We start from the raw sequence: 24599 nt of genomic DNA on the forward strand, positions 1-24599 counted from the left end.
CCTAAATAAACACGTCGACGAGGATGGGCATAAGGTTGAGCAGGCCAAACACCAGCGCCACGCCCCAGCCGAGCTTAAAGCAGCTGCGCCAGGTGCTGCGTGCGAAGGTGTTGTCGATCAGCACCTCGACAAAATACGTCGCGGCCATCACGACCAGGGCTACGACCCAGCTCACCGGGTTGTCCCAAACAAAGAACATGCCCACCCACATCAAAAACAGCACGGTCTCGCACCAGTGCATAAGGGTCATCTTGGCCAGCGTGCCGCCGCTCATCTCGGTGGCGACGCCCTGGACAATCTCCTGATGCGCGTGATGCGAGTACGAAAGGTCAAACGGCGACTTGCGTAGCTTGATGGTGAGCACCGCAAGCAGCGCCAGGAAAATGGGCGCACTGTACACGATGATGGGCGCCGACTGCCCGGTCACGGCGATGGAATCGAAGCTATCGGTGGCGAGATACAGGCCCACGCTCATCAGCAGAACGGCGGGCTCGTAGCTCATAACCTGCAGCAGCTCGCGATCGGCGCCGACCTGCGCAAACGGGCTTTGCGTCGAGGCGGACGCCAGCACCACAAAGATCGCGGCGAGCGTCACCATAAAAGCGCACAGCAGCGTGTTGGAGCCCGACACAAAGATGCCGCCGCCCACGACGGTAAAGATGAGCGCGCACGCCATATAGGTATCGTCCATGGTGTTTACGCTGGCAGGGGCCTTGCGCAGCAGCTTGGCAACGTCGTAGAAGGGCTGCAGCAGGCGCGGGCCCACGCGGCCCTGCATGCGAGCCGAAAGTTTGCGGTCGATGCCGTCGATCAAGCCGCCCGCAAGCGGCGCCAGCAAGGCAAACGCCACGGTGCCAATAAAGATGCCCACGACGCCCGAACCTTCGAAATACTTGCCGCGCAGCACCGAGGGCGCGCTCATGGCAAGCCGCTCGGGCCCAATCCATGCGCAACACAGCAGCGCAAACAAGATAATGCTGCAGCATACGACGCTACCCGCGGGGCCAATACGCTTCTCGCCAAGGGCGTCCTCCGAGTACCAATTGCGCTTTTCGGCCTTCACCTCGTGTCCCATCGAGCCGCGGAAATGGCGATATTTGTCGGTTCCCACGCCCGAAAGGTACACGTTGACGTGCGGTTTGTTGCTCACGCGGAATGACGTCAGCAGCACCACGGCGATAAAAGCCACGATAACCACCATCAGATACATGGCGTCCTTGCCAATAACGTACGGCACGCGGCCAAACACCATGGCCAAGTAAGGCGACACCAGACCGCTCGAGATAACCGGAAACGCCACGCAGCACAGAATCAGCAGCGCGGCGATGGTGTTGAGGGCCATCCATTCGGTCTTATGGACATTGACCTCAACGTTTTGAGCCGTGGGGTCGACGCCCGAAAGCTTGGCAAGCCACTTGCCCCAGAAGTAAAACGTCGCGGCCGAGCCAAAGGCAAGCACCATGATCATGAGCACGTTGCCGGTCTGCGCAAACGCCACCAGGGCGCCCCACTTGGACACGAGCATGCCAAACGGCGCCACAAACATGCCCATAATGCCCAGCATCATCAGACGCGTCAGGTGCGGCATGCGGCTGAACATGCCGTCCATGTCCTCGATATTGCGGCTGCCGATATGATGCTCGGCCGTGCCCACGCACAGGAACAGCAGCGACTTGGCCACCGTGTGGAACAAGATCAGGAAGATGGCCGCCCATACGGCCTCGGGCGCGCCGACACCCAAGCAGGCACTGATGAGGCCCAAGTTGGAAATGGTGGAGTACGCGAGCACGCGTTTGGCGTTGCTCTGCGAGATGGCCATGAGTGCAGCGAGCAAAAACGTGATGGCACCCACACTCGTGACCATAAAGCCGGTCACGGGGTAGATGGCATAGAGTGGGCTCAGCTTGACCATCAGGAACACGCCGGCTTTGACCATGGTTGACGAGTGCAGCAGGGCGCTCGTGGGAGTGGGTGCAACCATGGCACCCAACAGCCAAGTGTGGAACGGCATCTGTGCGGCCTTGGTGAGCGCGGCGAGCGACAACAGGATGACCGGCATCACCAGCAGCGCGGACTGCGCGGTTCCGGTGCCGGAAAGCTCGATCATGCCCGAGATGGTCAGCGGCATGCCGTTAACGTGCAGATACATAAGTCCGGCCAAAAAAGCGATGCCGCCCAGCATGTTGAGGATGATTTGGGTAAAGGCGTTCTTGATGGCCTCGGGCGTACGCGTATAGCCAATCATAAGGAACGAACACACGGTGGTGATTTCCCAGCCGCAGAACAGCCACTCAAGGTTGTCGCTCGTCACGATGACGAACATGGCCGAGAGGAACAGGAACATGAGCGCCAGGAACTGCGGGCGACGGTCGGGCGCGGTCTGCCCGCGCAGCGCGGCCTCGTGCTCGTCATGGGCCTGGAAGTCCTTCATGTAGCCCAGGGCATACAAGCAGATTAGACTGCCAACGATGCCGACGGCGAGGACCATGATCACGCTCATGTAGTCCAGGTAGAGTGGCGTTGCCGTGACGGCTTCGGCCGCGGGCAGCGTCATGGCTGCAAAGGCGAGCGAGCCCACCAGCTGGACTATGCCGAGCACCGTGGTGAGCGCGTTCCTATATTTGTACGCGTTGTACAGGATGACAGCGCACAGGATGACGTCGATAACGGAACTGATGATCGAGAGCACATGCGAGGTGCCGGGGGCAACCTCAAAGCTCTGCGGACCCGTGCCAAAAAACATGACGGCGACTACAACCGTCACCGCCATAATGATGCCAGAGCCTACAAGCCCTACCGCATCGCGGGCGCGGTCACCGCGCGCGAGCAGCATGCCCAGCGCCGGTACCAGCGGAAACAGGGTAAGGAAATACAGTAGCGTCATACCATCACTCCCCCATGCAAAAACGCTGCAATTGTTTAACGTTATAGCTCAGTTGAGGAGTAGCGGCGGCGGGTTTTCGGTCAACTGGGGAGTTTTAGGCGTACGGGGTAAGGGCACGCCCGCATTGGAGCAGAGGGGCGGCAAGAAAAATGCGCCCCTGTGGGTGCACCATCCCGTTTGCTATTCCGCCTTTTTAACGCGCGGCTTGCGACCGCGCGGCTTATCGACCAGTGCGGACTCACCGCTCTCGCGGTACTGACGGCACCAAGCCTTGACCGAAGACTCGCTAGGAATCTTGTGCTTGATCATGGCCTCGCGAACCGTTAAGCCGTTTTCCAAGCGGTCCTTGACCACGGCGAGCTTAACTTCGTACGAATAGGTGTGATGATGCGAACCGGCGTTGAGAACGGCGTCGGCACCGTCCACGGCATATGCGCGGGCCCACTGACGAGCCGTGGCCTGGGGAATGCCGAGCTCCGCGGCGAGGACGCGATGACCGACCCCCTCTTGGAGGACCTCGACGGCGCGCTGCCTAACCTCGGGCGCATGCGTGCGAGTCCTTGTTGCTTCCGACATACCTGCCACTTCTTAGCCTTAACCGTTAATCTGCTTTCTTACGTGCATGTTAGATAGTAGCATTTTGCTGTTTGCGCGTAACAGTTAATTGAAAATCGCACGGCGGCATCTGGGCATTTGCCATTAATTTGCAACAGTTCTTTAGGTTTTATTTACGCAGCTAGTTAGCTCGCGGCTCATTGACGGTGTTTTACCAACCAGATTGGTATCTTTTTGTTTGGCTGGTATGGTTTGTGTAATTATTAACCCCTCTTCAGCCCGCACCTACATGTCAACTTTCCACTTACTTTCCAGCTTTCCACTTAACTTACCACCTAAGGTGGAAAGCTGGAAAGCTAGGTGGAAAGCTGGGGCAGCAGCAGGCCAGGAGAACAAGAAAAGGGGCGGCAACCGGGTGGTTGCCGCCCCTCGCGTGGCTAGTTGGTTTTCGTCTCATGGCGAATGCCGTCGGTGTTGATGCGCGCCAGCGTGTACGTCACGTAGTCGGAGTGCGAATAGCCATCAAGGTTGCTAACGTTAACCGGCGTGTCGTTGACACCGACGCCGGACATATGAGCCGTAAGCACCAAGCGGTAGTTGGCATAAGTTTGGTCCTTGCCCTCAACATTCGTATTCACCTTAACGCGGAAAGCATGCTTAAAGGCAAGGCTGTTGCCGTCGCGCGTGGCGAACGCGCCGCCAGCCCCCTTGCTATCAGTAAATACGTAGTTCTTGCCATCGGCGCTCAAAGAGCCGTTAGCCAACTTATCGCTACCGAGCACCGTAATGTAGCTTGAGATGTTGTCGACCGCATCATAACTGCCATCATCTTGGCGGCGCTTCTGCAAGCTCAGCGTGTACGTCACCGTGCTGGCATTGGAGATCATGGCCTCGGCACCCGCGAGCTTGGACAAATCATACGTTCCCACCAGAGCGATTTCGCCGTCGGCGGACTTGAGGTCATCGATGTTGATGCCCAGCTGCGACTTCTTTGAAGCCTCGAGCGCAATAGTCGAGGAGCCCACGTCCATGCGGTAGTATCCAGCTATGCCGTCGATGTATGCCGAGTTGCTACTGGTGCTGAGCGTTTCGGCATGCGTAGAGAGGTGCGCACGGTAGTTGGGCTTTGTGTACTTATCTGTGCCGCCATTCTGCGAAGCGATAATACCAGCCTGGCACGCAGGCTCCGTCATGGCGAGATTCGCCTCCATAGTGATGGTGAACTGGCTGTTATGGTTCTTAGCGATCTCGCGAATGCCAGAAAGATCAATTGCTCCAAAATTCGCGTCGGCCAGCGTCAATTTCATGTCCCCGCCATCCGCAGCCCATACAGCCGAAGCAGCGCAAGGATCTTCAGCGGTTGCCTCCCTCCATGTCCACTTCGTCTTGCCGTTCACGGTTGAGGCATGCGGGACGTAGTACTTGCCCCCCACTGTCACGTAGAACGAATACGTACCCTGGGTTCCAGTCGGGTAGCCATGCGCGCCCGCAGCACTGCCGTTCTTCCCGTAGTTCACGAGCGAAGAATCCAGCTGGTAGTACAGCGCGTCGGAGCTCGTGTATTGCTGGTTCGAGTCGAACTTCACGGTGTCGCTTACCTTCATGGTAAGCGGATAGGTGACATCGTGAAGCTCCATCCGTTTGATGCCGCCCTCGTTGTTATCGATGAGGCCGTGCGTGTAGTTGGATGTCACGCTGTAGGTCGAGGCCGTATTCTGGTGCCCATCCTCGGCAGCCTTGCCGTCGGCTGCTTTCTTGCCTCGCAGCAGGTAGTTGATGTGCTCGTTGAGGCTCGTGTCCACCGTAGTTGCGGTGTAGCCGTTGACACCCGCAGAGCCCGCCGGCGTGCGCACCGCCAAGTAGAAGTTCTCACTCTTGGGCTCTTCCTCGGCAACGGAGAGGGTGTAGAACGTGCCCGTCGTGTCGGAAGATGTACGTGCGCGGTAGTACGCACCGCCGACCTTGGCGCCGGCCGCCTTCTCGAGCTCGACCTGGCTCTTGCCTTTGACCTCGGCATCGGTGAGCTTGACCCAGGCACCGTCCTTGTCCTCCTTGTGCGTCACGCCCACGATTTCGCTCAGCCACGGCTCGACGTAGGCATTATTGCTAGCGTCCACAAAGTCGGTGAGCTTGACCGACACCGCTCCGCCCGCGCCCACTGTGTAGTGATATTCGCGGCTGTTGTTGGCCGTGTCCACGAGCGTAAGTTGCGTGCCCTCGGGCAGCGTGGCACCGAAGGTGATGCTCTTGTTGAGCGGACCCATGGAGCCGCCGGCTTCGAGCAGCGTGTTCCAGCCGTAATCGACCGCCTCGCCCCGAGCGCTGCCATAGGTCCAGGTAAGGTAGCCGGTCATGGTGTCGCCGCTGCTCACAAGTACGTGCTTGTCGTATTTTGTCGCATAGTCGGAAGCTTTGAGGTTCGCACCTTCGGAGTAGGTGGCGGTAAAGTCGATCTCGAGCATGCGCTTGACGATGATGGGCACCTGCACGCGGTAGCTCTGGCCGGCCTCGCTAAAGGTGACCGTGAGCAGCGTAAAGCGCCCCCGCTCGTTGTCCCAGTCGGTGCTCGCGCGGAATGTCATGGAGCTCGTGCCGTTGTTGAGCACCTTAAGCGCGGGCGTTAGCGAGGCGGTTGCGTCCTTGACGAAGGTGCCGTTATCGGCGAGCGAGAAGACCTCAGCAGTAGCGGTCACGTGCTTGACGCTACCGTTGAGGCGGCGGGCATCGGAGAAGCCGCCGTTGGTCACGATATTCAGGTAGTTCTCGACCGTCGTGGTGTCGTTGCCGGGAATCACGAGCACGGGGAAGTCGGTCGTGACCTTCTTGTTCGATGTAACGTTGTTGGCGTTGAAAGTGCTCTTTGAGCTATCCGCACTATAGGTGCTCGTGTTTTGGTATACGCCGGCATCATTGATGCCGGCGATGTTGGTGTAGGTATAGCGGTCGGCGACTTTGTCCCCCGCCTGGCTCTGGATGGTCGCTGCGGTTTCAATGGCGGCCCCGTCACCGAACAGATAACGGTCAGTGGTGTCGGTACCGGAGGCACGCACCGCCAGCGTGCTCACGGGGCTCGTGGTCACGTACGGGCTTGCCGCCGTGGTAGCGGTATCGTCCGCACCGTAGAGCGTGATGCCCTTGCCGAGTACGTCGAGCTTGTCGTTGTAGTCTCCAAACGCGATGTAGGTTTTCCTGTTAACCGCAGCCGCATTGGTCGCGTAAACCATCGGCGGCAGGTCGCTCGTGGTTTTGCCGTTGCCAGGCTTTACGTCCACGCCCGCTGCGGAAAGGCTGTACTGTTTTTCTCTTGTGTCGACCTCGCCCAAGAGCACACCCTGGGTTTTGCCCGCATTGTAGCTATTGCTGTCCATGAGCACGTTTACCAGATGGAACTGGCCGCGCCCATCACCCGCAATGCCGCCGTTGGACCTTCCGCTAAACGTGGCGTTGGACACCTTTGTGTTGGTGACGTTGATGACATCGGAACCACTGTTAATCGCGCCAAGCAGACCGCCACTCCAGCTGCCCGCAATCGTAGCGCCCTCGATCGTAATGTTGTTGCAGGTAATACTCTCGTTGCTGAAGTAGTAGCCGATAAGCCCGCCCGAGCATTGGCTGGTGCCCGCGACGTTGACATTCTTGACGCTACAGCCCTCAAACCAGTACTTGTTGGGGGTGGGGTAGCCGCCGCTCGTAACCTCGCCAATCAGGCCGCCCGCATTGCGGATATTCTGATTCGTACCGGTCTCATCGCCGATGGCAGCGTTCACGGTGCCACCTTTGCCATCAATGCACACATTGCTCATAGAAATAACGCCGCTATAAGCGCTTCCGACCACGCCGCCGGCACCCATAAGTTTTTCGCTGTTCGACCCGGTAGCGAGCACATTTACCCCAGAGATGACTGCCGTGCTTGACGGGACCGCCTTGGTGGTGCCGGGGTTGGTGTTGACTGAGATATGGCATTTTTGGGCAAAGCCGAGCACGCCTCCCACGTAGGGCGCTGTCCCCGTGGCGGTTATGGTCGAATTTTTGCCAACGGTCCTTTCGCTCACCCCAGCGCCCGCGGTTGTCCACACGCCGCACGCCGAGGCGGCCGTACCCACATAGCCACCGACGTACTTCTCGCCCGTGACGTTAAGGCCGGTGTACGAACAGTCGTAAAAATACGCGGGAGCCTTCGTGCCGGAGCCGAAATTGACCATATAGGTCATGTCGTTATCCGTCCTTCGGCTGGCACGACCCGAGCTGCCAAGAAGTCCTCCTACGCTCTTAGCGCCCGACACGGTGCAATTCTTCATCTGCACGTTGCGGTAGATGCCGCACGCGTTGCCATCGTAGTTGGCCGTTGCGCCCGCCAAAAGGCCGATTCCGATAAAGTCGTTCGATGCTGCCCCCGTTGTGGCGTTGCCGCTTGCGTCGATATAAGTAAGTTTAACGTTGCAGTTGCTAAAGGTGAGGTCTTTGACTTGTGCGTCGCCGTTCGCGGTGACGCTGGGGGCGACATAGCTTGAGGTGAACATCACAGTACTGAACAGGCCGCCCACGCCCGAGACCTTATAGTCGTCATCGGCATATTCGACGGTGTCGTAGGCGGCGTTTTTGGTGCCCACCGTAATAGTGGCGCCGTTGCCGTCGATCGTGGCTACGTGCGGTGTAATGCGGTCGCGGTCGGTGGCCTTCTCGCCAGAGTCGCAGGCACCGGAGTAATAGCGGCCGTTAAGGCCCACGTATCCCGTACCGTATTTGGTCATGTCGTAGGGGGTATTTGCCTTGAACTCCAGGCTCATGCCGATCGATTTTGACGCGCACACATAGCCCGTTTGGTAGTTGGCAGCGTAAGACGCAACCAGATAGGGCGAGTTTACATTGGAGTCCGGGTCGAGTGGGCCATGCCAACCTTGCTTGCCTGGAGCCTTCTGGTCATCGTTTTTGGCGACCTCGAAATCGGCTTCAGCGTTCGCAGGCTTCCCCACGCTGCCATAGCTGGCATTTCGCACCTTTCCGTATTCCTTGTTGCCAAACAGGTAGCCGTTTATCGCCAAAGTTTGCGTATTGCTACCCCAGTACGCTTTGGAGCCGCGGAACACGCCATAATTGGCGTACTCGGTTTGCGCCGCTCCCGCGCCAGCGCCAGAGCTGATGATGGCCGAGAGTACCAAGAGGCCCTGAGCGTTTTCCACCGTGGTTACGGGCGCCTCGGCGTTAGTACCGATGTACTTGTTGTCGGTGCCTGTGGTGGTGACGCAGGGGGTCCCCTTGTTTATGAGCTTGTTGATTTTGTAGTTAGCGTCACCGTTATCAACGTCGCAGCCTTCACTAAAGGCATAGCCGTCGATCACGCGACCAACGTAGGGGTTGTCGTACTGGTCATACTTTGCGGCATCTTCCTTAGAGGGCTTGTACTTTTTGTTCTTTGTGCCGCCACGCCACGATTCGCCCGTGTTGCGGAAAATCACACCGCCACCTGCAATGGCGCCAACATAACCGCCGATGGGAACAAGGTGCGAGTCGCCAGTAACGGTAAAGCCGTACGTCGTCGAGCCGCTATTTGGATCGTTTACGACCACACCGTCGATAATGTTATCGCCGCCAAGGATGCAGCCGATAACGCCGCCGAAAAACGCCGTTGGGACACCGTCGGAATCCTTGTCAGAATAAGTAATAGTCGCTTGCGCATTCACATAGCGAATATCCAGATTGCGCACTACGCTGCCATAGCTATAGGGAACCAGGCCGCGAAGCTCGCCGTTGTTGTTTTCAATCTCAATTGTTGCAGATGAGGTTGAGGTGCCCAAATCGCCAACGATAACGCCGCGGAACGGATTGGCCTTGTTGCCAAACCCGCCAAACGACGCCGCATCGACAGTAATCTTATTATCTTTGGCAGGCTCGATACTGTAATACGCACTCTGTATATAGCGGTGCATGGTTTCGTCGCTCAGCGTCTGCGTGGAATCGGTCGTTGTGCCTCCGGTCTTCTTCTCCCATTTATTATTAGTACCGTTCGCCTGCTTGTAGACGTACGTAACCTCATTGTCGGTCGAGCGATCGCTGCTGCGGCGAGTGCAGAGCCTACCCTGGTCGGCGACAATGGTAACCTCCCAGCCATCCAACGCCACGCTATTGTTGATATAGTTGGCGATGGCGTTCATCTCCGTCGCGTCCTTAACGGTATACGGATCACCATATGTGCCGCATCCCGTTACCAGCTTTGGAATACGCTGGTTGACTTTAATTTCGTGGTATTGGACGTTGTTCTCGGTGGCCTTCCCCTTATAAACATAGGGAAGGTAGTCACCGAACCGAGGAGTACCGGCATTTGCCGGCTTGTTATCAACCGTCACTAAGCCTTTTTCGGTGCCATACGTCGCTTCGTCGTAATACCAAAGCTGCTTGCCGGAATACTCCGTACCTTTCCTATCAATCTCGGATCCATAGGTCACCTTGTTATTTTTAGCGTCATCTGCTGTAAAGGTATAGTCCGCCGAGCCCGTGCCGGCGGTCGCGTAGCCAAAACTCTCCAGCAGGCTTGCATGGGTAAATATCGTATTGTCCGTTTGGCTGGGCAAGCTTATTTTTTCGAACTTTGCTATGACCTGATCGGAATTCTTGTCGTAGCCCAATCGACCGAACAGGCTGGAAGCTGCTTTTTTATTGGTACCAGAGCTGTCGGCATAATTGGACGTCGTTACATTTTTCACGTCCAGGTTTACATACCTTGTAATGGCGTTAATCAAAAGCGGAGCATATTCCTTATCTTCCGCCCTGTCCACCTGCAAGCCGTCAAGAGTTAGCGTATCAATATTGATAGTCGACATTTTGGTGCCAGACGATCCATAGGCGCAACGAAGCACCAGCGCACCCGATACGCTTTCTGGGTCGGTCCCCTTCGCTCTATCGTTTTTTACCCTGCCGACTGTTCCCGACAGCGTTACGCCTGTAACAGTAAGGTCCTTACCCCCAATCGTGCGAATAAGGCCACAGTGCATATTCTCATGTTGAGTTGCCATAGCATTGCTTTTATTGTTCTCCTGCTCAGCCCTTATCTGTGAGTAGCAAAAAACGATCTTTACGTTTTGGACGGTTACCGCATTAGAGCCGTTTGGGTTTGAAGGGTAGTAGCTATAACCCGTCAAATCGATAGTAATCTGATTGCCTTGATCAAGCCCTATCTTATTATTCGTGAAAATTATTTTTTTAGTGCCCGTTAGATCGTCGTATGTCGCGCTTGGAGCATACTGCCTCGCTGCCCATAAAACGAGATGCTCAGGCGTGATCATTGCAGCAGCTTTATCGTTTTTTGAGTTGGTCACCACAGTCAACGCTCTGTCCAGATTGTAGTAGTAGCGAACAGAACCGTTTATTTTGGGGAGCTTATCAGGAGAAATGCGATTTTGATAACTATTATCCTTAGCGGGATCTCCGCTCATGTCCAGCTTTTCATCGTTGGTATGAAGCGAGACAACCGCATTGCAGCCGTTATCGATCAGCTTGCTATTGGGCTTCACACCATTTGCAAGCCATTCGTCGTATATCTTTACTTTCGGGGCGGTGATAGACAGGCCGCCTACGGCATAGGCCGTGCCCCACCAGGCCTTGTCCTCCAAATATAGACCGCTATAGGAGGTCTCGGCACCAAAGCTATTAGTTGAATCGGATGTACTGCCTCGAGCAATAAGAACACCAAGCGTGGTGGCATTATTAGCGGTAAAGGAAGCTCCACCCAAATTGATAGCGTAGTTGTTGATAATCCAATGGCCGCTCGCGGCGTATACCAGGCCGCCAACCTCGGTAGAGTCGTTTGCAGTCACGATCGTGTCGTTGGAAGTTTTGAGGGCATAGGTGCTGTCGCTGGTGTTCACGCCAGCATCGCCAATGGTAACGGTAGTGTTGCCCCAGCTGTAGCCCAAGAGGCCGCCGGCGCCTTTGTACTTATCGCCATTCTCACCCAAGGTCATAGTGAATCCGCTAAAGTTAAGACCAGTAACGGTAACGTTCTTCTTGTTCGATCCCTGAACAATGCAGCCGATAAGACCGCCGACTTGGGCAATCTTGCCGCTGGCGCAATTGCCGGTTTCGATTTTGCCGCCAACTTCGAGGCCTGAAACATTGAATATCGATCCATAATCGCCCGCATAACCAATGGCGCCGCCAATACGACTATTGCCGTTAAGCGTTTTAGTTGCAGCGATGGTCGCTTGAGCCCTGCTGTTATCCTTAAACGTAACCGTGGAAGCCACCGACACGCTGCCTGCAATACCGCCAATGTTCACATCGTTGGCGACCGCATCATCGCACGCGATATTCGTTTTGCACGTTGCGCCAGACAGCGTCAGACCACCCGCAATGGTGCCTGCAAGCGATCCGGCATCAATGGCCGCGCCGTTATCGAACTTCATAGAACCGGCGATGGTAACGTCGGAGACGGTTGCGCCGTTGATTGCTGCGAACAGGCCCAGGCGTCCGTGGCGGTAGATTTTGCCGTTGCCATCACTGGTGGCACTGACCTCGCTATTGCCGCGCATGCCGTAAGGCTCGCCCACCGCCAGGCTTATGGTGTGACCGTTGCCGTTGAGCGTGGCGGCAAAGCTGTGGTTGTTCTCGTTAACGCCGGCCTGCTCTTTGGGCTGTCGGTCTTTGGTAAGGCCGGTAAGACCTGTGCCGGAAAGGTTGATGTCTGCAGAGAGCGTGATGTTCGTCGAAGGAATCTGAGCGAAATTGTCATCCGAAACGTCCTCCACGGCGGAGAAGTACCCGCTCGTTTGCCAGGTGATCGCCAGCTTTGCGAAATCGTCAACGCCTGCCAGCACAAAGGCGCCATCAGTTTTTACGAGGTTCGATTTAAAGATACACTGGTGCGAATCGTTGATGGTGATGAGATCATTGCTCAGCCCACTGCCCAGGCGAATGACCTGACCATAGCTGTAGATGTCATCAATCTTGACCTGAGTGGTGGGGCGCTTGTATTGCCATTTTGTGATATCGCCTGCGGTGGCACCGACGTCGCTTCCGCTACCCGCGGCAAAAATGAGTGAGTTGAAGTTCTCATAGACTAGCTGCGCGGTGTGGTCGTTTTCCGCGAATCTGGCGTCCGACAGGTCGGTGACACCGCCGAACTTAACGATGCCGCGCCACGACGATCCGACGACTCCGGCAAAGCCGCCGTTCGAGCCGCCGATGGTGGCGTTGCCGGCGGTTTCGACCTTTAGGCCGCGCACTTCTAGAACGTTTTTTGTGTCCACGACGCCCACGGCGCCGCCGTACTTGCCATTATTACTGGCGTAGCCCGAGGTCGCACACGTCACCGTTGCATCGCCGATGACCACGGCGGACACGTTGTCGCTCCCGCCGCCTTCGCCAAGGTAGCCTACCAGGCCGCCCGCATAGGTGAGGTTGCCTTTGGGGCCCACGCCAAACGACACCTCAGCGCCACCCTTCACCGTGAACGCGTGCAGTGCCTCGCCGTATTTCTGGCCCCACAGCTTGCCCACCAAGCCGCCGTAGTTCCCGCGCGCGCTGCTGTTGTTGTCCGTTCCGTTTTGCAACGTGCTTGTATACGAGCCGCCGTTGACGGTCACATCGCCGTTCGAGATGTCGAGCACGCCGAACAGTCCGCCGGCAGAAGGGGAAACGCTCGCATTGGACACACTGAGCGCCACGCCCTCGCCGAAGTCGAAGATGCCGCTGTTGATGGTGAACGGGCCGGCAAACGAAGCGTCACCGATAAGTCCACCCGCATACGTGGCGTAATCGACATGACCGTCTTCATACATGCCGGCCGGTGACGACCCAACCGCGCGCGGGCTTGACGTTGATATCCTTACCCGAGGCATCTTTTCCATTGTTGCCCGCACCCACAGAAAGCGTAATCTTGTTCGTCTTGCCAATGAGTCCACCCGCCGCGTTTTTACCTACAACGCTCAGCGCTGAGACATCGACATTCGAAGCAAGGGTGACGGCAGCCCCCTCGCCTGCCTCGCCAATAAGGCCGCCGGCATTGGCACCAGCGCCCGTAGCATCGATGGTGGGGATGCCGTTGAAGCTCTCCGGCAGACCGTTCAGCCCCGCGATCGTAAGCGACGCTCCTCCGGCAAGGGTGTCCACGAGCAGGCCCAGATTGCCCGTGGACGATTGCATATTGATCGCCAGAGGGCTGTTCGCGCTTGTCGCGTAGGTGGCGTTGAGCGTGAGCATGCCCGCGACCTCACCCACGAGCGGCGAGGTGAGCTTGACAATACTCGTTCCGTTATTGTCGTCAGGCTTGTCCACGGTAATGGTAGCGCTGAGCGTCTTGCTCTCGCCAGCGACCTTGGCGGCCACGATGGGCTGGGCGTCGGTACCCTTCCAGGTGAGCTTTACGGTGCTGTTTGCATCGCTGAGCACGATATTGTTGAAGAGTGTCTTGTTGGCGGCAAGGGTTCTGTCGCCCAGGTCGAGTGCGCCTTTGAAGGGATGGTCATCGCTGCCGAAGCCCTGGAACGTGAGGCTGCCCAGGTCGCCCACGGTCTCCGCGCCGCACACGTCAAAGTCGATGCCAGTCGAGCCACCTTTGGAAATGATCGCGTTTTGGTAGATGGCGGGGTCGGTGTTGGAGATGGCGATAAGGTCGGCGTTAGACCCAAAGGTAATGGCTGTGACGGTGCCCGAGTCGTCAGTGGTGACTTTGTTGTCGCCCAGCACGTCCCTGAGCGCGTCGACAGTATCGATGGTGGGGTTTGCCTGCGCGGCAGCATCTGCGTCCGCGTCATTCGTCTGCTCTTCGTCGGTGGCACCGTCATCGGCAGTCGCATCGTCTTGGGATGCGTCGCCCTCCGTTGGGGCATCGCCGCTGTTGGCTCCATCGGTCGTGGAATCCTGCGACTCGCCGGCGTTGGTTGAACCGCCGCCCTCGGTAGTACCCGCATCGGCGCCCGGAGTCGCTGCGGTGTCATCAGATGCAGCCTGGTCGGCATCTTCCAAAGCGGTGGCCACGGCATCATGCACGGAGCGCGCCGTGTTGCCCGCGGCACGCGCGGCGGAGACGGACGCCTCCATAACGGCGTCGAGCTCTTGCGCGAACACCTCTGTGGAGGGCGCGAGCGCCTGGAAAATCATGATCGCAGTCAGGCATGCGGTTGTTATGCGCTTTGCCGTTCTCATCTGGTCCTACCTCGTTCTATCTCATGCCCCGTGCGGGGTCTCAAAATCTATGCTTGCGGTTGGCCTACGCAGCTGAACACGTAACGCCAATGCCTTCAAAGCTGGTCGGCTTAGAGGCGCCCTTTCGGTAAAAGGTGATGATTTCCGAGCCAGGGGATGCATCGTATGTGACCGAGCTGACGTGCGTGACCGAGTCGACACTGGCGGTTGGCTGCCCCCCATCGTTCTTGTGGTTCTTTGGAAAGAACGGATCGAGCTCGACCCCGTCCTTCCATTCGAGCTTCACCTTGGTCGTAGCACCCGTGACGGTCACGCGATAGTTGTAGGCGTCGAAGTTATCGACATTCGAATCATCCGCGTTCTTGTCGACCCACTCGCCCGAAACGCCCGAGGCCGTTACCTCCGCTCGCTCGGCAGGCGCAATCTTGGCCGCGAGCCATTTAAGGTTGGTTCCGGGGCTGTTGGGGCCGACCTGGGCCTTGACCGTGAAGGATGCTGTGTTGAGGTCCGTCTTGGCAAACCTAACCGTATAGGTATACATGGTTGCCTTGTTGGCAGGGAAGGAAAGATTGACCGTGCCGTCCGTCGCCAGCGCGGGCGTACCGTTAACGCTCCAAGTACCCGTCGTGCCCGTCGCCCTCACGCTCAGCGTCGCGTTGACGTCCTTGTCGTTAACTTTGTTCTTGTCGCCCAACAGATGGTTGTAAATGCGGAAGGTGAAGGAACAGGTTTCCCCACTCGTGTCGGCGATGACGCTTCGGACGGCAATCTTCTCGTCATTCAGGCTCTCATCCGTGTAACCCGTGAGCATGTCCGAGGCAAACAGCGCCTGCGACGTGCCCGAAACGACAACCGACTTTAGAAAGTCACCGCCCAAAAACGCCGTGTAGGTAAGGTAGGTGCCCGTCGCCATCACAACAACGCACAGCAGCACCGCGACTACCCACAGGCGTTTACGCGCTTTGGAACCCAGACAAAACGGGCGCTTACAGCGGGAGGGCTCGACAGGAGACGCTTGCTCAGGCGCAGCCGTCCGATCCGGCTGGTCGCAAACCAAGTCCTCGGCATTATCGAATTGCTTGTTCTTGTCCTCTGTCATGTGACATCCTCCCTTCCTGCGTTAATTGCTGCTTGCGCTGCGAGCGATTAGGTAAACCATGTCGGTCTCTTTAATGTTTGAAACCTTGGCGTCGCCCTCGGTTACGATGCCCGGATTCCACGTGCATTCGATGATGAAGTTCGTGGCGTCGTTGGCTTTTCCGTCCTTGTAGCCATCAAGCTCCCTCTTTGCGAACTTGTGGAACCGGTACAACGGGCGAGCGTTTTTCTGAACGTTCTTGTACTTCTGGTACGTTGGGTCGTCTTCTTCAAGGTCCTTGGCCAGCGAGGCATCATCGGCCCTGGCGGGGTTAATCAACTCAAAAGCAATCGCGTTGGGCTGCTTGGTCCACGCATACTTTTTACCGGCGCTATCCAAACCGGCCACATCGCCGACGCCCGATGCCGTCGTATCTTCAACCTTGTACACCTTAATATCGAGACCCTTGATATTGGTGGTATTTGCCACCTGAAGCTCAAATGGCTGGCCACCGTCATTGCTCTCGTCGTTGTTGCTCTTTACGCAAAACGCGCGACGAATAGTCACGGTACCGTTTTCGTTTTTCACATCACCGCGCGACTCGACATACGAAATCTCGATGGGCTCGATGCTCGTCTGGTTGGGACCCATGATCTTGAGCTGCGCGGGCGTTTGGATCTTGCCCACCGTAGACAGACTTTTACTGCTTACGAACCATGTCATGGTAAGGCCGATGATAAAAATGATGGCCGCGAGCAGCACCAAAACCGCAAGTGTCTGTGCACGGTGGTTCTCGACCCAATCGTGGGCGGCAGTCATATGTGCGCGGATGCTATCCATTGGTGGTACCCTCCTGCGCGGTTATTCTGAGTTGGATGGAAATGACCTCGTTGCCAATCTTCTCGTCCGCGTTGTTGTAGAGCGAGGAGTAGGCGCCCACGTTGTCGTAGGGTTTTGCGGCGGCAGCGCTGCCCGACAGGCCGTAGAAGTAGAGTGCTTTGTTATTTTCCACGTCCGTTTTCAGGTCGGCGTAGCTTGCGTCCTCTGCCGCAAACAGATTCTTGTAGTAATTCGTGTTGCCGGTAAGGACGAAGTTCTGGAAATACTCCGGCCATACCCAGTACAGGGTGACGGGAACGGACCGGTTCGTTGGATTGGCCACATTCCCGTCTTTGCAAAATTCGCTCTTGTGAATCTCGATCTTGCCATCAACCACGCGGCCCGAGTAATAGCCGTTCTCGCAGCTCGTAAAGAACAGCAAATGGCCCTTGATCAAGCCAAGAAGCGTTTGCGCTTCAGTTAGTGTTGTTCCGTCCGCAACAATGCCGTCGTCCGTGAAGCCCTTGGCTTTAAGCACGCGCGACAAGTTAATCGTGATCCCGTTCAGGTCATCCACCAGCGGCGTCACCGTAAACGTAATCTTGCCGCGAGCACCCGGGTACAGAGAGCCCGCGGTCTCGTTGTTGAGGTTCGACTTAAGCGTCACCGTCATGGCGTCGGTCGTGTCGAGCCCCACGATGTTTTGCTTTTCGGTGTCCGTGCGCTCGTAATAGCCCACATGTGCGGCATCATCGCTTGCGGCGGCAATCGTGTATCGCTCCGCCTTCGCCCCGATCGTGCTCCCCGTGGCGCTCACTCGGTTATTCGCGGCAAACCAGGCCAGGCATGCAAAGATGGCAACGATGGCGGCCAGCACAAACAGACCGCTCACCAGGAAATCCTTCCAGAAATCCTTGAGGGTCCGCACATGCTCGTCGGCAGCTTGGCGGTACTCGGCCGCCGTCTTGTGCTGTTGGGGCTCGCTATGTCGGTCCATGCCACTCATCGCTTACGTTTGCCCTGCTTGCGGGCGTGCCATCCTTTCCGCTTGGTCGCGCTAAATCCGTTGCTCGCAGGTAGAGAATTCAGGCAGAATACAACACCATACGATAAGGTAAAAGAATAGCATTGACCTGCGGTTTGCTCCACAACGCAACCTTGATTATCGACTTTATCCGAACACCTCCCACATTCATCCGTACATGTACGGATGAATGTGGGAACCCGATACCCTGAGGGCCGGACCGGCCGGCCCCGGGAGATCGGAGGACGGCATGTCCGGAAAGAAGAAAAGGGGCTCCGCAAGGGCGGTCCCGAGGGCCTACGGAAGGCTCACGAGGCACGAGCGGGACACGGTCCAGAGGATGCTGGAGCGCAGGGCGTCGTGCAGGGAGATCGCGAGGGAGCTGGGCAGGTCGCCCTCGACGGTGAGCGCCGAGGTGGCGTCGCACAGGTTCGTGACGGCGCCGAAGGCCAGGCGCGGCGAGCGCGTGGACGCCTCCGCCGACCTGTCGGCGGCCTGCCCGCGCCTGGCGGCGTGGCCGCGCTGCTGCAACGGGTGCGGGCGGTACCGCGCGATCGGCTGCAAGCGCCGCCCCCACGTCTTCTACGAGGCCCGGGCCGCGCAGCTGTGCGCCGACTCGGTCCTCGTCTCGTCCAGGCGCGGGATAGACGCCGACGAGCCCGCCGCGGCGGCCAGGCTGGAGGCGATAAGGGGCTGCCTGCGCCGGGGGCTGTCGCCCGAGCAGATGGCGGCGCGCAACGGCGGCCCGGTGGACCTGTCGCCGTCGACCATCTACCGCTGGGTCTCGGCGGGCTACGACGGCATGACCAACATGGAGCTCAGGAGGAAGGTCGGCTACAGGCCGAGGAGGCACGCGCCGACGTCCTCGGCCACGCGGCACTCGCCCCGCAGGTCGCACGCCGCGTTCCTCGCCCTCGGGGAGGACGCGTGCGCCGCGGCCTGGGAGATGGACACCGTCGAGGGGGCCCGGGAGGACAGCGCCTGCCTGCTCACGCTGCTGCACCGCCCCAGCAGGCTCCAGCTCGCGCTGCCGCTGGAGGAGAAGACCGCCGGGTGCGTCGCGGGCGCCCTGGAGGGCGTCCGGGCGGTCCTCGGCGCCGACGGGACGCGCCGCGTGTTCCGCGCCGTGCTCACCGACAACGGCCCCGAGTTCTCCGACGAGGACGCGATCGCGGCGCTGCTCGGCGAGGGGCAGGGCGAGACGAGGCTGTTCTACTGCGACCCCCGGCGCAGCGACCAGAAGGGCGCCTGCGAGCGCAACCACGTCGAGATCAGGAAGCTGCTGCCCAAGGGCCGCGGCCTCAGGTTCGACCGGCTCGCCCCGGCCGACCTGGCGCTGGCCATGTCGCACGTGAACTCCGAGCCCCGCGGCGCGCTCGGCTTCGCGACGCCCGCCCGCGCCTTCCGGGCGATGCTCGGCGGCGACGCGGCGGCGCTGCTGGAGGCGTACGGCATCGAGGACGTGCCCATCGAGGAGCTCGACCTGACGCCGGGGCTCATCGAGCGGGCGCGCGCGGAAAGGGGCGATGCCCCGCTGTCCTAGCCTAGAAGGAAAAACGGAATAGACGGACTGACCGTCCGGCTGAGTCTGGGAAGAGGCGCCGGGCGGCGGGCGGAGCATGGCCACCGGACCCATCGAAACACATCTCCACCGTTCCTTCAACTGGGAAAATGCCGCCCCCGGACCCCGGGAGGGGCCGCGGGGGCGTTCGGCTAACTGCGGGAATGGCCTATTTGCTCAATGTGTTCGGCTGAGATCGGAAATCAACCCTCCACAACGCAAGCCTTAATGATGTCTTAAAAGTCAAACCCTTGGTGCAGGGGGGGGCAGGTTACTTCGCACCAACATGGTGCAAACAAACCTGACCCCCTTGCACCAATCCTCTTGCACCAAAATTCGGATTTTCTGGTGTCAGCGATTCGGATTTTCATGTTCTGAGGATTCGGATTTTCGGGTGCTCAAGATTCGGATTTTCTGAACCCGCTGGTCAGGGGCACCCTTATTGGCAAAAAGGCGGGGAGCACCGATACGGCACTCCCCGCCCACTCAATACGCGATGGCTTTCTTGCTTAGAGCTCGTTGGCCGCGTGATACGCCGTGCGAATGGCGCTCGCGATGTCGGCGGTGCGCTCGCCCGAGCAGTCGCCCACGCAGGTCACGGGCACCGTCACGCCGTCCAGGTCAAACGCGTTGGCCTTGGAGCCCACGGCCATCACCACGTAATCGCAGGCGATCTTCACCGGCTCCTCGGCGCCGTCCTCGGCGGTGCGGACGGCCTCCACGCCCTCGTCGGTAATGGCGGTCAGGCGGGTCTTAACATGCTGCTCAACACCATGCTCGGCAAAGTCGCTCATAATCAGCGGCAGAATGGTCTCGGACTCGCCCGCGGCAATCTTGTCGAGCATCTCCACGATCGCCACCTCGCAGCCGTGCTGCAGCAGGTACTCGGCAGTCTCGGTGCCCACCAGGCCACCGCCAATGACAGCGACGCGCCCGCTGAGCTCCACCTTGCCGGCCAGCACGTCCCAGCTCGAGACGACCTTGTCCGAATCGGCGCCCGGAACGGGGATGACCACGTCGTGCGCGCCCACGGCCACAATCGCGGCATCGGCGGCGTTGAGGTCCGCGGGGCTGGCGGTGTGGTTGAGCTCAACCTTTACGCCCAGGCCAGGCAGAATCTTCTCGTAGTACTCGACCGAGCGCATGATCTCGTCCTTGCGCGGGGGCGCGGCTGCCAGCACAATCTGGCCGCCCAGATGGTCGCTCGCCTCATAGACGGTCACGTCGTAGCCGCGCTTGGCCGCCACGCGCGCGGCCTCCAAGCCGGCAATACCGCCGCCCACCACGGCGATCTTCTTGTCCCCCTCGCCAGGCTTGATGGTGATGGTCGCCTCGTCGCCGTTCTCGGCATTGAGCACGCACGAGATGTACTTGCGGTTTTGAATCGCGTCGACGCAGCCCTTGTTGCAGTTGAGGCACTCGCGGATGGGCTCGCCCGTGGCGGCTTTGAGCGCAATGTCGGGGTCGCACATGAGCGAGCGGCCGTAGGCGATGATGTCGGCGGCGCCGTCTTCCAGAATCTTCTCGCCGGCCTCGACCGAGACGACACGGCCCACGGTTGCCACCGGCACGGAGACCAGGGCCTTGACGCGCTCTGCCACGGGCAGCGTCCAGTTGTAGGGCATGGCGCCCATGGGCGGAATGGTGTCGCCCATGTTGCCGGTGTGGTTGGCCTGCGCGACCTGGATCATATCGATGCCGGCGCCCTCGAGCAGCTTGGCGAACTCGCAGGCCTCGTCGGGCAGCAGGCCGCCCTTGCCGCGCGGCGTGCCGTCGGGGTTCTCCATGATCACGGGGAGCTTGTACTCCACCATCAGCTGCGGCGCGGCCTCCTTAATGGCGGCGACGACCTCCAGCGCGTAGCGAACGCGGTTCTCGAACGAGCCACCGTACTCGTCGGTGCGCTGGTTGAGGATGGCCGAGCACAGCGAACCCACCAGACGGTCGCCGTGGACCTCGATGGCGTCGATGCCAGCCTGCTGCGCGCGGGCGGCCGAGGCGGCGATGGCCTCCTTGATCTGGGTGAGTTGCTCCACGGTGGCCTCGTTCACAAAGTGCTGCATGTCGTGGTGCAGTTTGGCGTAGGCCTGCTTGCGGATCTCGTTGGACTCGGCCATCTTGGCGGCGAAGGTCTCCTCGTCGCCGGCGGCCTTGGCCTCCTGCGCGGCCTTGGCGGCAGCCATGGAACCCATGACCATGCGGCCGACACCGGGCACGTCGTACTCGGGATGGAACAGCTGCAGCGCGACCTTGGCACCGTGCTTGTGGACGGCGTCGGCCAGCGCCTTAAACGTGGGGATCTGGGCATCGGTCGCCAGCTTGGGCGTGGGGCTCGCGGTCATAACGGGAGCGACGTCGCCGATGACGATGTAGCTCACGCCGCCACGGGCCAGACGCTCGTAAAAAGCCAGGCTGCGCTCGCCGATGGAACCGTCGCGCTCCTCGTAGCCGGTGGTCAGCGGCGGGAACATAATGCGGTTTTTGAGCTCAAGGGGACCAACCGTAATGGGCTGGAGCAGCTTGGATGCAGGTGCGGTCATGGACATTCCTCTCTTGTAGGCGCGGCGGCGATGATGCCGCGTAGTTGTCTAAAGGATATGGCATGAGGGTTCAGCGGCACAACGGAAATCGGCGGATAGCAGGGAGCGACAGGTGGATGGGGCGGACGGCCCGCCGGTTTGTCTCAATCTGTAACAGTTAGGCCCTATTTTGCCGAGCAACTGTTACAGATTGAGACGAACCAATCTAGCCTGCCGAAAGATCTAGATCTGTAACAGTTACTCAGTAAAAACCGTCCCTCGTGTTACAGATTTAGACAAACGAAGACCGTCCTGCCGAAACATCTCAATCTGTAACACCTAGCCGCCCAAATCGGGTCTAGATGTTACAGATCGAGATTTTGTTTGAGAGGCCGAGAATTGGACCGAAAACACGGTCCCGAAATAACAAAAAAGCTCGCCGGCTAGGCCGACGAGCTGCAAGTTCTTGGTCGCGGGGGCAGGATTTGAACCTACGACCTCCGGGTTATGAGCCCGGCGAGCTACCAGACTGCTCCACCCCGCAATGTCTGGGCGCCTCATGTGCGCAAGAAAGAATATTACGCGGGAGTTCGGTAAACGGCAAGGAAAATCTCGTAGAGCATAATTCCTTCATATTTAAACCCCTCAGCCCCTATCACCGTAAACGAATCGCAGCCGAGCGCCGTCGACGGCACGTATACAATGGTGCGCGTCCTTTTATGCCGACACCGGGAGTAGACATGCTGCTCGCTATCGATATGGGAAACACGCAGACGGCCATGGGCCTGTTTGACGGAGACGAGCTGGTGCAGTCGTGGCGCATGCCCACCGACCGCTCCTATACCGCCGACGAGATCCATGTGCGCCTGATGGGTTTCTTTAAGATGTACGGCCTTTCGCTCGATGCGGTCGACGCGATCGCCTTTGCGGGCGTGGTGCCGCAGCTCTCGCGCGAGTGGCACGCCGTGGCCGACCGCATTGCCGCGGACGCCATCGTCATCGGGCCGCAGACGGCCGCCGTAACCAAGCTGCGGGCGGCGCGCCCCCAGGCCGTTGGTGCCGACCGCATCGCCAACGCCGTCGCTGCCGAGACCTTCTATGGCGCGCCGGCGATCGTGGTGGACTTTGGCACCGCGACCAATATCGACGTCATCGATGAGGACGGTTATTACATTGGCGGAGCGATCGCGCCGGGCATTCGCATCTCCATGGACGCGCTTGCCGCCCGTGCCGCCAAGCTCGCCAGCGTGCCGCTCGAGGCGCCCGAGCACGCCATCGGCCGCGATACCGAGGAGTGCATCAAGGTCGGCGCCGTAACGGGCGCCGCCGCCATGGCTGAGGGCCTGGTCGCGCGCATGAAGCGCGAGCTGGGCCGCGAGGATGCCACCGTTATCGCCACGGGCGGTCTCGCCAGCATCGTCGCCGATTCGACCGATGCCTTCGACGTGGTCGACGGACAGCTCACCATCAAGGGTATCTGCGAAATCTACCGCCGCATGCGGGAGCTGGGGTAAGACAGGGGCCTTAGCCGAGCGCGACACAAGCGCGAGCAGCGGACCAGGCAACGCGGCAGCCCTATTCCTCAAAATCGAAAATTTTCAGTTTTGAGGAATAGGGCTTTCTGCTACGCCTCGCCGCAAAGCCACCTCGCCAGGTCCACTATCTGCACCCCATCGCGATCCGTAGTCTCGTGATGCGTGCGGGCGAGAATCATCTTGGGATACGCGTCGGCAATGCTCAAGAGCGGCGAGATTTCCCGCTCAAACGTCTTGTCCGAGCTAATGTCATCGCTCACCTGGATATAGAGCTTCTCGCTTCGCCTGATAGCTACAAAGTCAATTTCCTTTTTATAAAGCACGCCGACGTACACTTCGTATCCGCGCCGCAGCAGCTCGATTGCCACCATGTTCTCGTATACGCGTCCCCAATCCATATCGCGCGTACCAAGCAGCGCATATTTAAACGCATGGTCCGCCAGATAGTACTTCTCGCCGCTCTTGAGGTATTTCTTGCCGCGAATGTCATACCGTCGAACCTTATAGAAGGCAAATGCGTCGCACAGATACCCCATATATGTGCCCACCGTCTTGTTCGTGATCTTTAGCCCATCTGCATTCAGGCTATCCGTTATATTGCGAGCCGACGTAATGTTGGAGACGTTGTCCATCATGTAGTCAGCAATACGCAGCAGCGCCGATTCGTTTCTGACGTTATGCCGCTGCACGATATCCCTCACGATCAACGTTTTAAAAACGTTGGAGAGATATTGATAGCGTTGCTCCTGCGTTCGGTAAGGATACGAACCGGACATGCCGCCGGCATGTGCGTATTCATCAAAATCATGGTCGACCTCGCCCTTACCGTCGTAAGAGCGATACTCCTCAAACGAGAACGGGAACACCTCGATTTCGAACGTGCGCCCCGTAAAGAGCGTCGATAGGTCGCTCGATAACAAAAATGCATTTGACCCCGTAATAAAGATGTCATACCGCTCGGATGCGTGAAGGCTGTTGATTGCGCGCTCAAAGCCGCTACACATCTGAACCTCATCGATAAGCAGAAAGTTTTGCGTGCCGGACACCCGACGCTCTTTTACATAAGCAAGCAAAGCGTGATATTCGAGCAGGTCCTCGAACTCATCGAGGTTGTAGTTGATATGAATGACATTTGAATCAGGCAGGTTGGTCTCCACGTAATCGCGGAGGGACTCGAGCAGCTTGGATTTTCCGCTGCGCCGGATGCCCGTGATGACCTTGATGTCGGGCACACCGATAAGACTCGTCAGCGTATCCATATACGACGTCCTATTGATGAGCTTCATTGGCATCCTCCCTACACCCGATGTTTGCTATTCCTCAAAATCGAAAAATTTTCAGTTTTGAGGAATAGCGCTTACATCGAATATACCTTGCCAAATAACAATCTGCTTTGGTCCTATTCCTCAAAACCGAAAATTTTTCAGTTTTGAGGAATAGGGCGCTGGCAACCCATTCCCCAGATAGGCGAAACCCTCCCCGGCA

General features: G+C 58.6%; 11 protein-coding genes and 1 tRNA gene. 2 read left to right on the forward strand and 10 right to left on the reverse strand.

The window, feature by feature from the left end; all coding sequences use genetic code 11:
• Position 1: 1 nt before the first annotated feature.
• The 7 genes from DXB53_RS05685 to DXB53_RS05715 form a co-directional block, all read right to left on the reverse strand.
• Positions 2-2884, reverse strand: a complete 2883-nt coding sequence (locus tag DXB53_RS05685; protein WP_117583683.1) for a proton-conducting transporter membrane subunit — start codon at positions 2882-2884, stop codon at positions 2-4.
• Between the two features lie 180 nt (positions 2885-3064).
• Entirely contained in the window at positions 3065-3460 is a 396-nt protein-coding gene (locus DXB53_RS05690; RefSeq protein ID WP_117583684.1) for a helix-turn-helix domain-containing protein, read from the reverse strand.
• A gap of 416 nt (positions 3461-3876) precedes the next feature.
• Positions 3877-13212, reverse strand: coding sequence for a hypothetical protein (locus DXB53_RS05695; RefSeq protein WP_117583685.1), 9336 nt, complete (start codon positions 13210-13212; stop codon positions 3877-3879).
• Positions 13205-14578, reverse strand: coding sequence for a hypothetical protein (locus DXB53_RS05700; RefSeq protein WP_117583686.1), 1374 nt, complete (start codon positions 14576-14578; stop codon positions 13205-13207). Before DXB53_RS05700 ends, DXB53_RS05695 begins: the two co-directional genes overlap by 8 nt.
• Before the next feature lie 64 nt (positions 14579-14642).
• Entirely contained in the window at positions 14643-15677 is a 1035-nt protein-coding gene (locus tag DXB53_RS05705) for a hypothetical protein (RefSeq protein ID WP_117583687.1), read from the reverse strand.
• A 21-nt stretch (positions 15678-15698) separates the two neighbouring features.
• A complete protein-coding gene (locus DXB53_RS05710; RefSeq protein WP_117583688.1) occupies positions 15699-16496 on the reverse strand; it encodes a hypothetical protein in 798 nt (265 codons plus the stop codon).
• Positions 16489-17472, reverse strand: coding sequence for a hypothetical protein (locus DXB53_RS05715; protein ID WP_147330900.1), 984 nt, complete (start codon positions 17470-17472; stop codon positions 16489-16491). Before DXB53_RS05715 ends, DXB53_RS05710 begins: the two co-directional genes overlap by 8 nt.
• Before the next feature lie 277 nt (positions 17473-17749).
• On the opposite strand from DXB53_RS05715, the gene DXB53_RS05720 reads away from it, so the two are divergent.
• Positions 17750-19042, forward strand: coding sequence for an IS30 family transposase (locus DXB53_RS05720; protein WP_117583690.1), 1293 nt, complete (start codon positions 17750-17752; stop codon positions 19040-19042).
• Between the two features lie 527 nt (positions 19043-19569).
• Here DXB53_RS05720 and bilR read toward each other — a convergent pair.
• Positions 19570-21600 (reverse strand): bilirubin reductase, long form, encoded by a 2031-nt coding sequence (gene bilR, locus DXB53_RS05725; protein ID WP_233503824.1) that lies wholly within the window; start codon positions 21598-21600, stop codon positions 19570-19572.
• 446 nt (positions 21601-22046) lie between these two features.
• Positions 22047-22123 (reverse strand) — tRNA-Met (locus tag DXB53_RS05730).
• Between the two features lie 196 nt (positions 22124-22319).
• On the opposite strand from DXB53_RS05730, the gene DXB53_RS05735 reads away from it, so the two are divergent.
• A complete protein-coding gene (locus tag DXB53_RS05735) occupies positions 22320-23093 on the forward strand; it encodes a type III pantothenate kinase (protein WP_158551682.1) in 774 nt (257 codons plus the stop codon).
• Positions 23094-23203: 110 nt separating this feature from the next.
• Here DXB53_RS05735 and DXB53_RS05740 read toward each other — a convergent pair whose 3' ends face one another.
• The gene (locus DXB53_RS05740; RefSeq protein ID WP_117583693.1) at positions 23204-24400 is read right to left on the reverse strand and encodes an ATP-binding protein; all 1197 of its coding nucleotides are present in this window, start codon (positions 24398-24400) and stop codon (positions 23204-23206) included.
• Positions 24401-24599 lie beyond the last annotated feature (199 nt).

This window comes from Collinsella sp. OM04-5 (assembly GCF_003439125.1).
Classification (GTDB): domain Bacteria; phylum Actinomycetota; class Coriobacteriia; order Coriobacteriales; family Coriobacteriaceae; genus Collinsella.

What these genes read in the sequence shown, in the direction of transcription:
- DXB53_RS05715 (WP_147330900.1), bottom strand. Translation starts at nt 17,472, where the DNA reads ATGGACCGACATAGCGAGCCCCAACAGCACAAGACGGCGGCCGAGTAC.
- DXB53_RS05690 (WP_117583684.1), bottom strand. Translation starts at nt 3,460, where the DNA reads ATGTCGGAAGCAACAAGGACTCGCACGCATGCGCCCGAGGTTAGGCAG.
- bilR (WP_233503824.1), bottom strand. Translation starts at nt 21,600, where the DNA reads ATGACCGCACCTGCATCCAAGCTGCTCCAGCCCATTACGGTTGGTCCC.
- DXB53_RS05685 (WP_117583683.1), bottom strand. Translation starts at nt 2,884, where the DNA reads ATGACGCTACTGTATTTCCTTACCCTGTTTCCGCTGGTACCGGCGCTG.
- DXB53_RS05705 (WP_117583687.1), bottom strand. Translation starts at nt 15,677, where the DNA reads ATGACAGAGGACAAGAACAAGCAATTCGATAATGCCGAGGACTTGGTT.
- DXB53_RS05740 (WP_117583693.1), bottom strand. Translation starts at nt 24,400, where the DNA reads ATGAAGCTCATCAATAGGACGTCGTATATGGATACGCTGACGAGTCTT.
- DXB53_RS05695 (WP_117583685.1), bottom strand. Translation starts at nt 13,212, where the DNA reads ATGTATGAAGACGGTCATGTCGATTACGCCACGTATGCGGGTGGACTT.
- DXB53_RS05710 (WP_117583688.1), bottom strand. Translation starts at nt 16,496, where the DNA reads ATGGATAGCATCCGCGCACATATGACTGCCGCCCACGATTGGGTCGAG.
- DXB53_RS05735 (WP_158551682.1), top strand. Translation starts at nt 22,320, where the DNA reads ATGCTGCTCGCTATCGATATGGGAAACACGCAGACGGCCATGGGCCTG.
- DXB53_RS05720 (WP_117583690.1), top strand. Translation starts at nt 17,750, where the DNA reads ATGTCCGGAAAGAAGAAAAGGGGCTCCGCAAGGGCGGTCCCGAGGGCC.
- DXB53_RS05700 (WP_117583686.1), bottom strand. Translation starts at nt 14,578, where the DNA reads ATGAGAACGGCAAAGCGCATAACAACCGCATGCCTGACTGCGATCATG.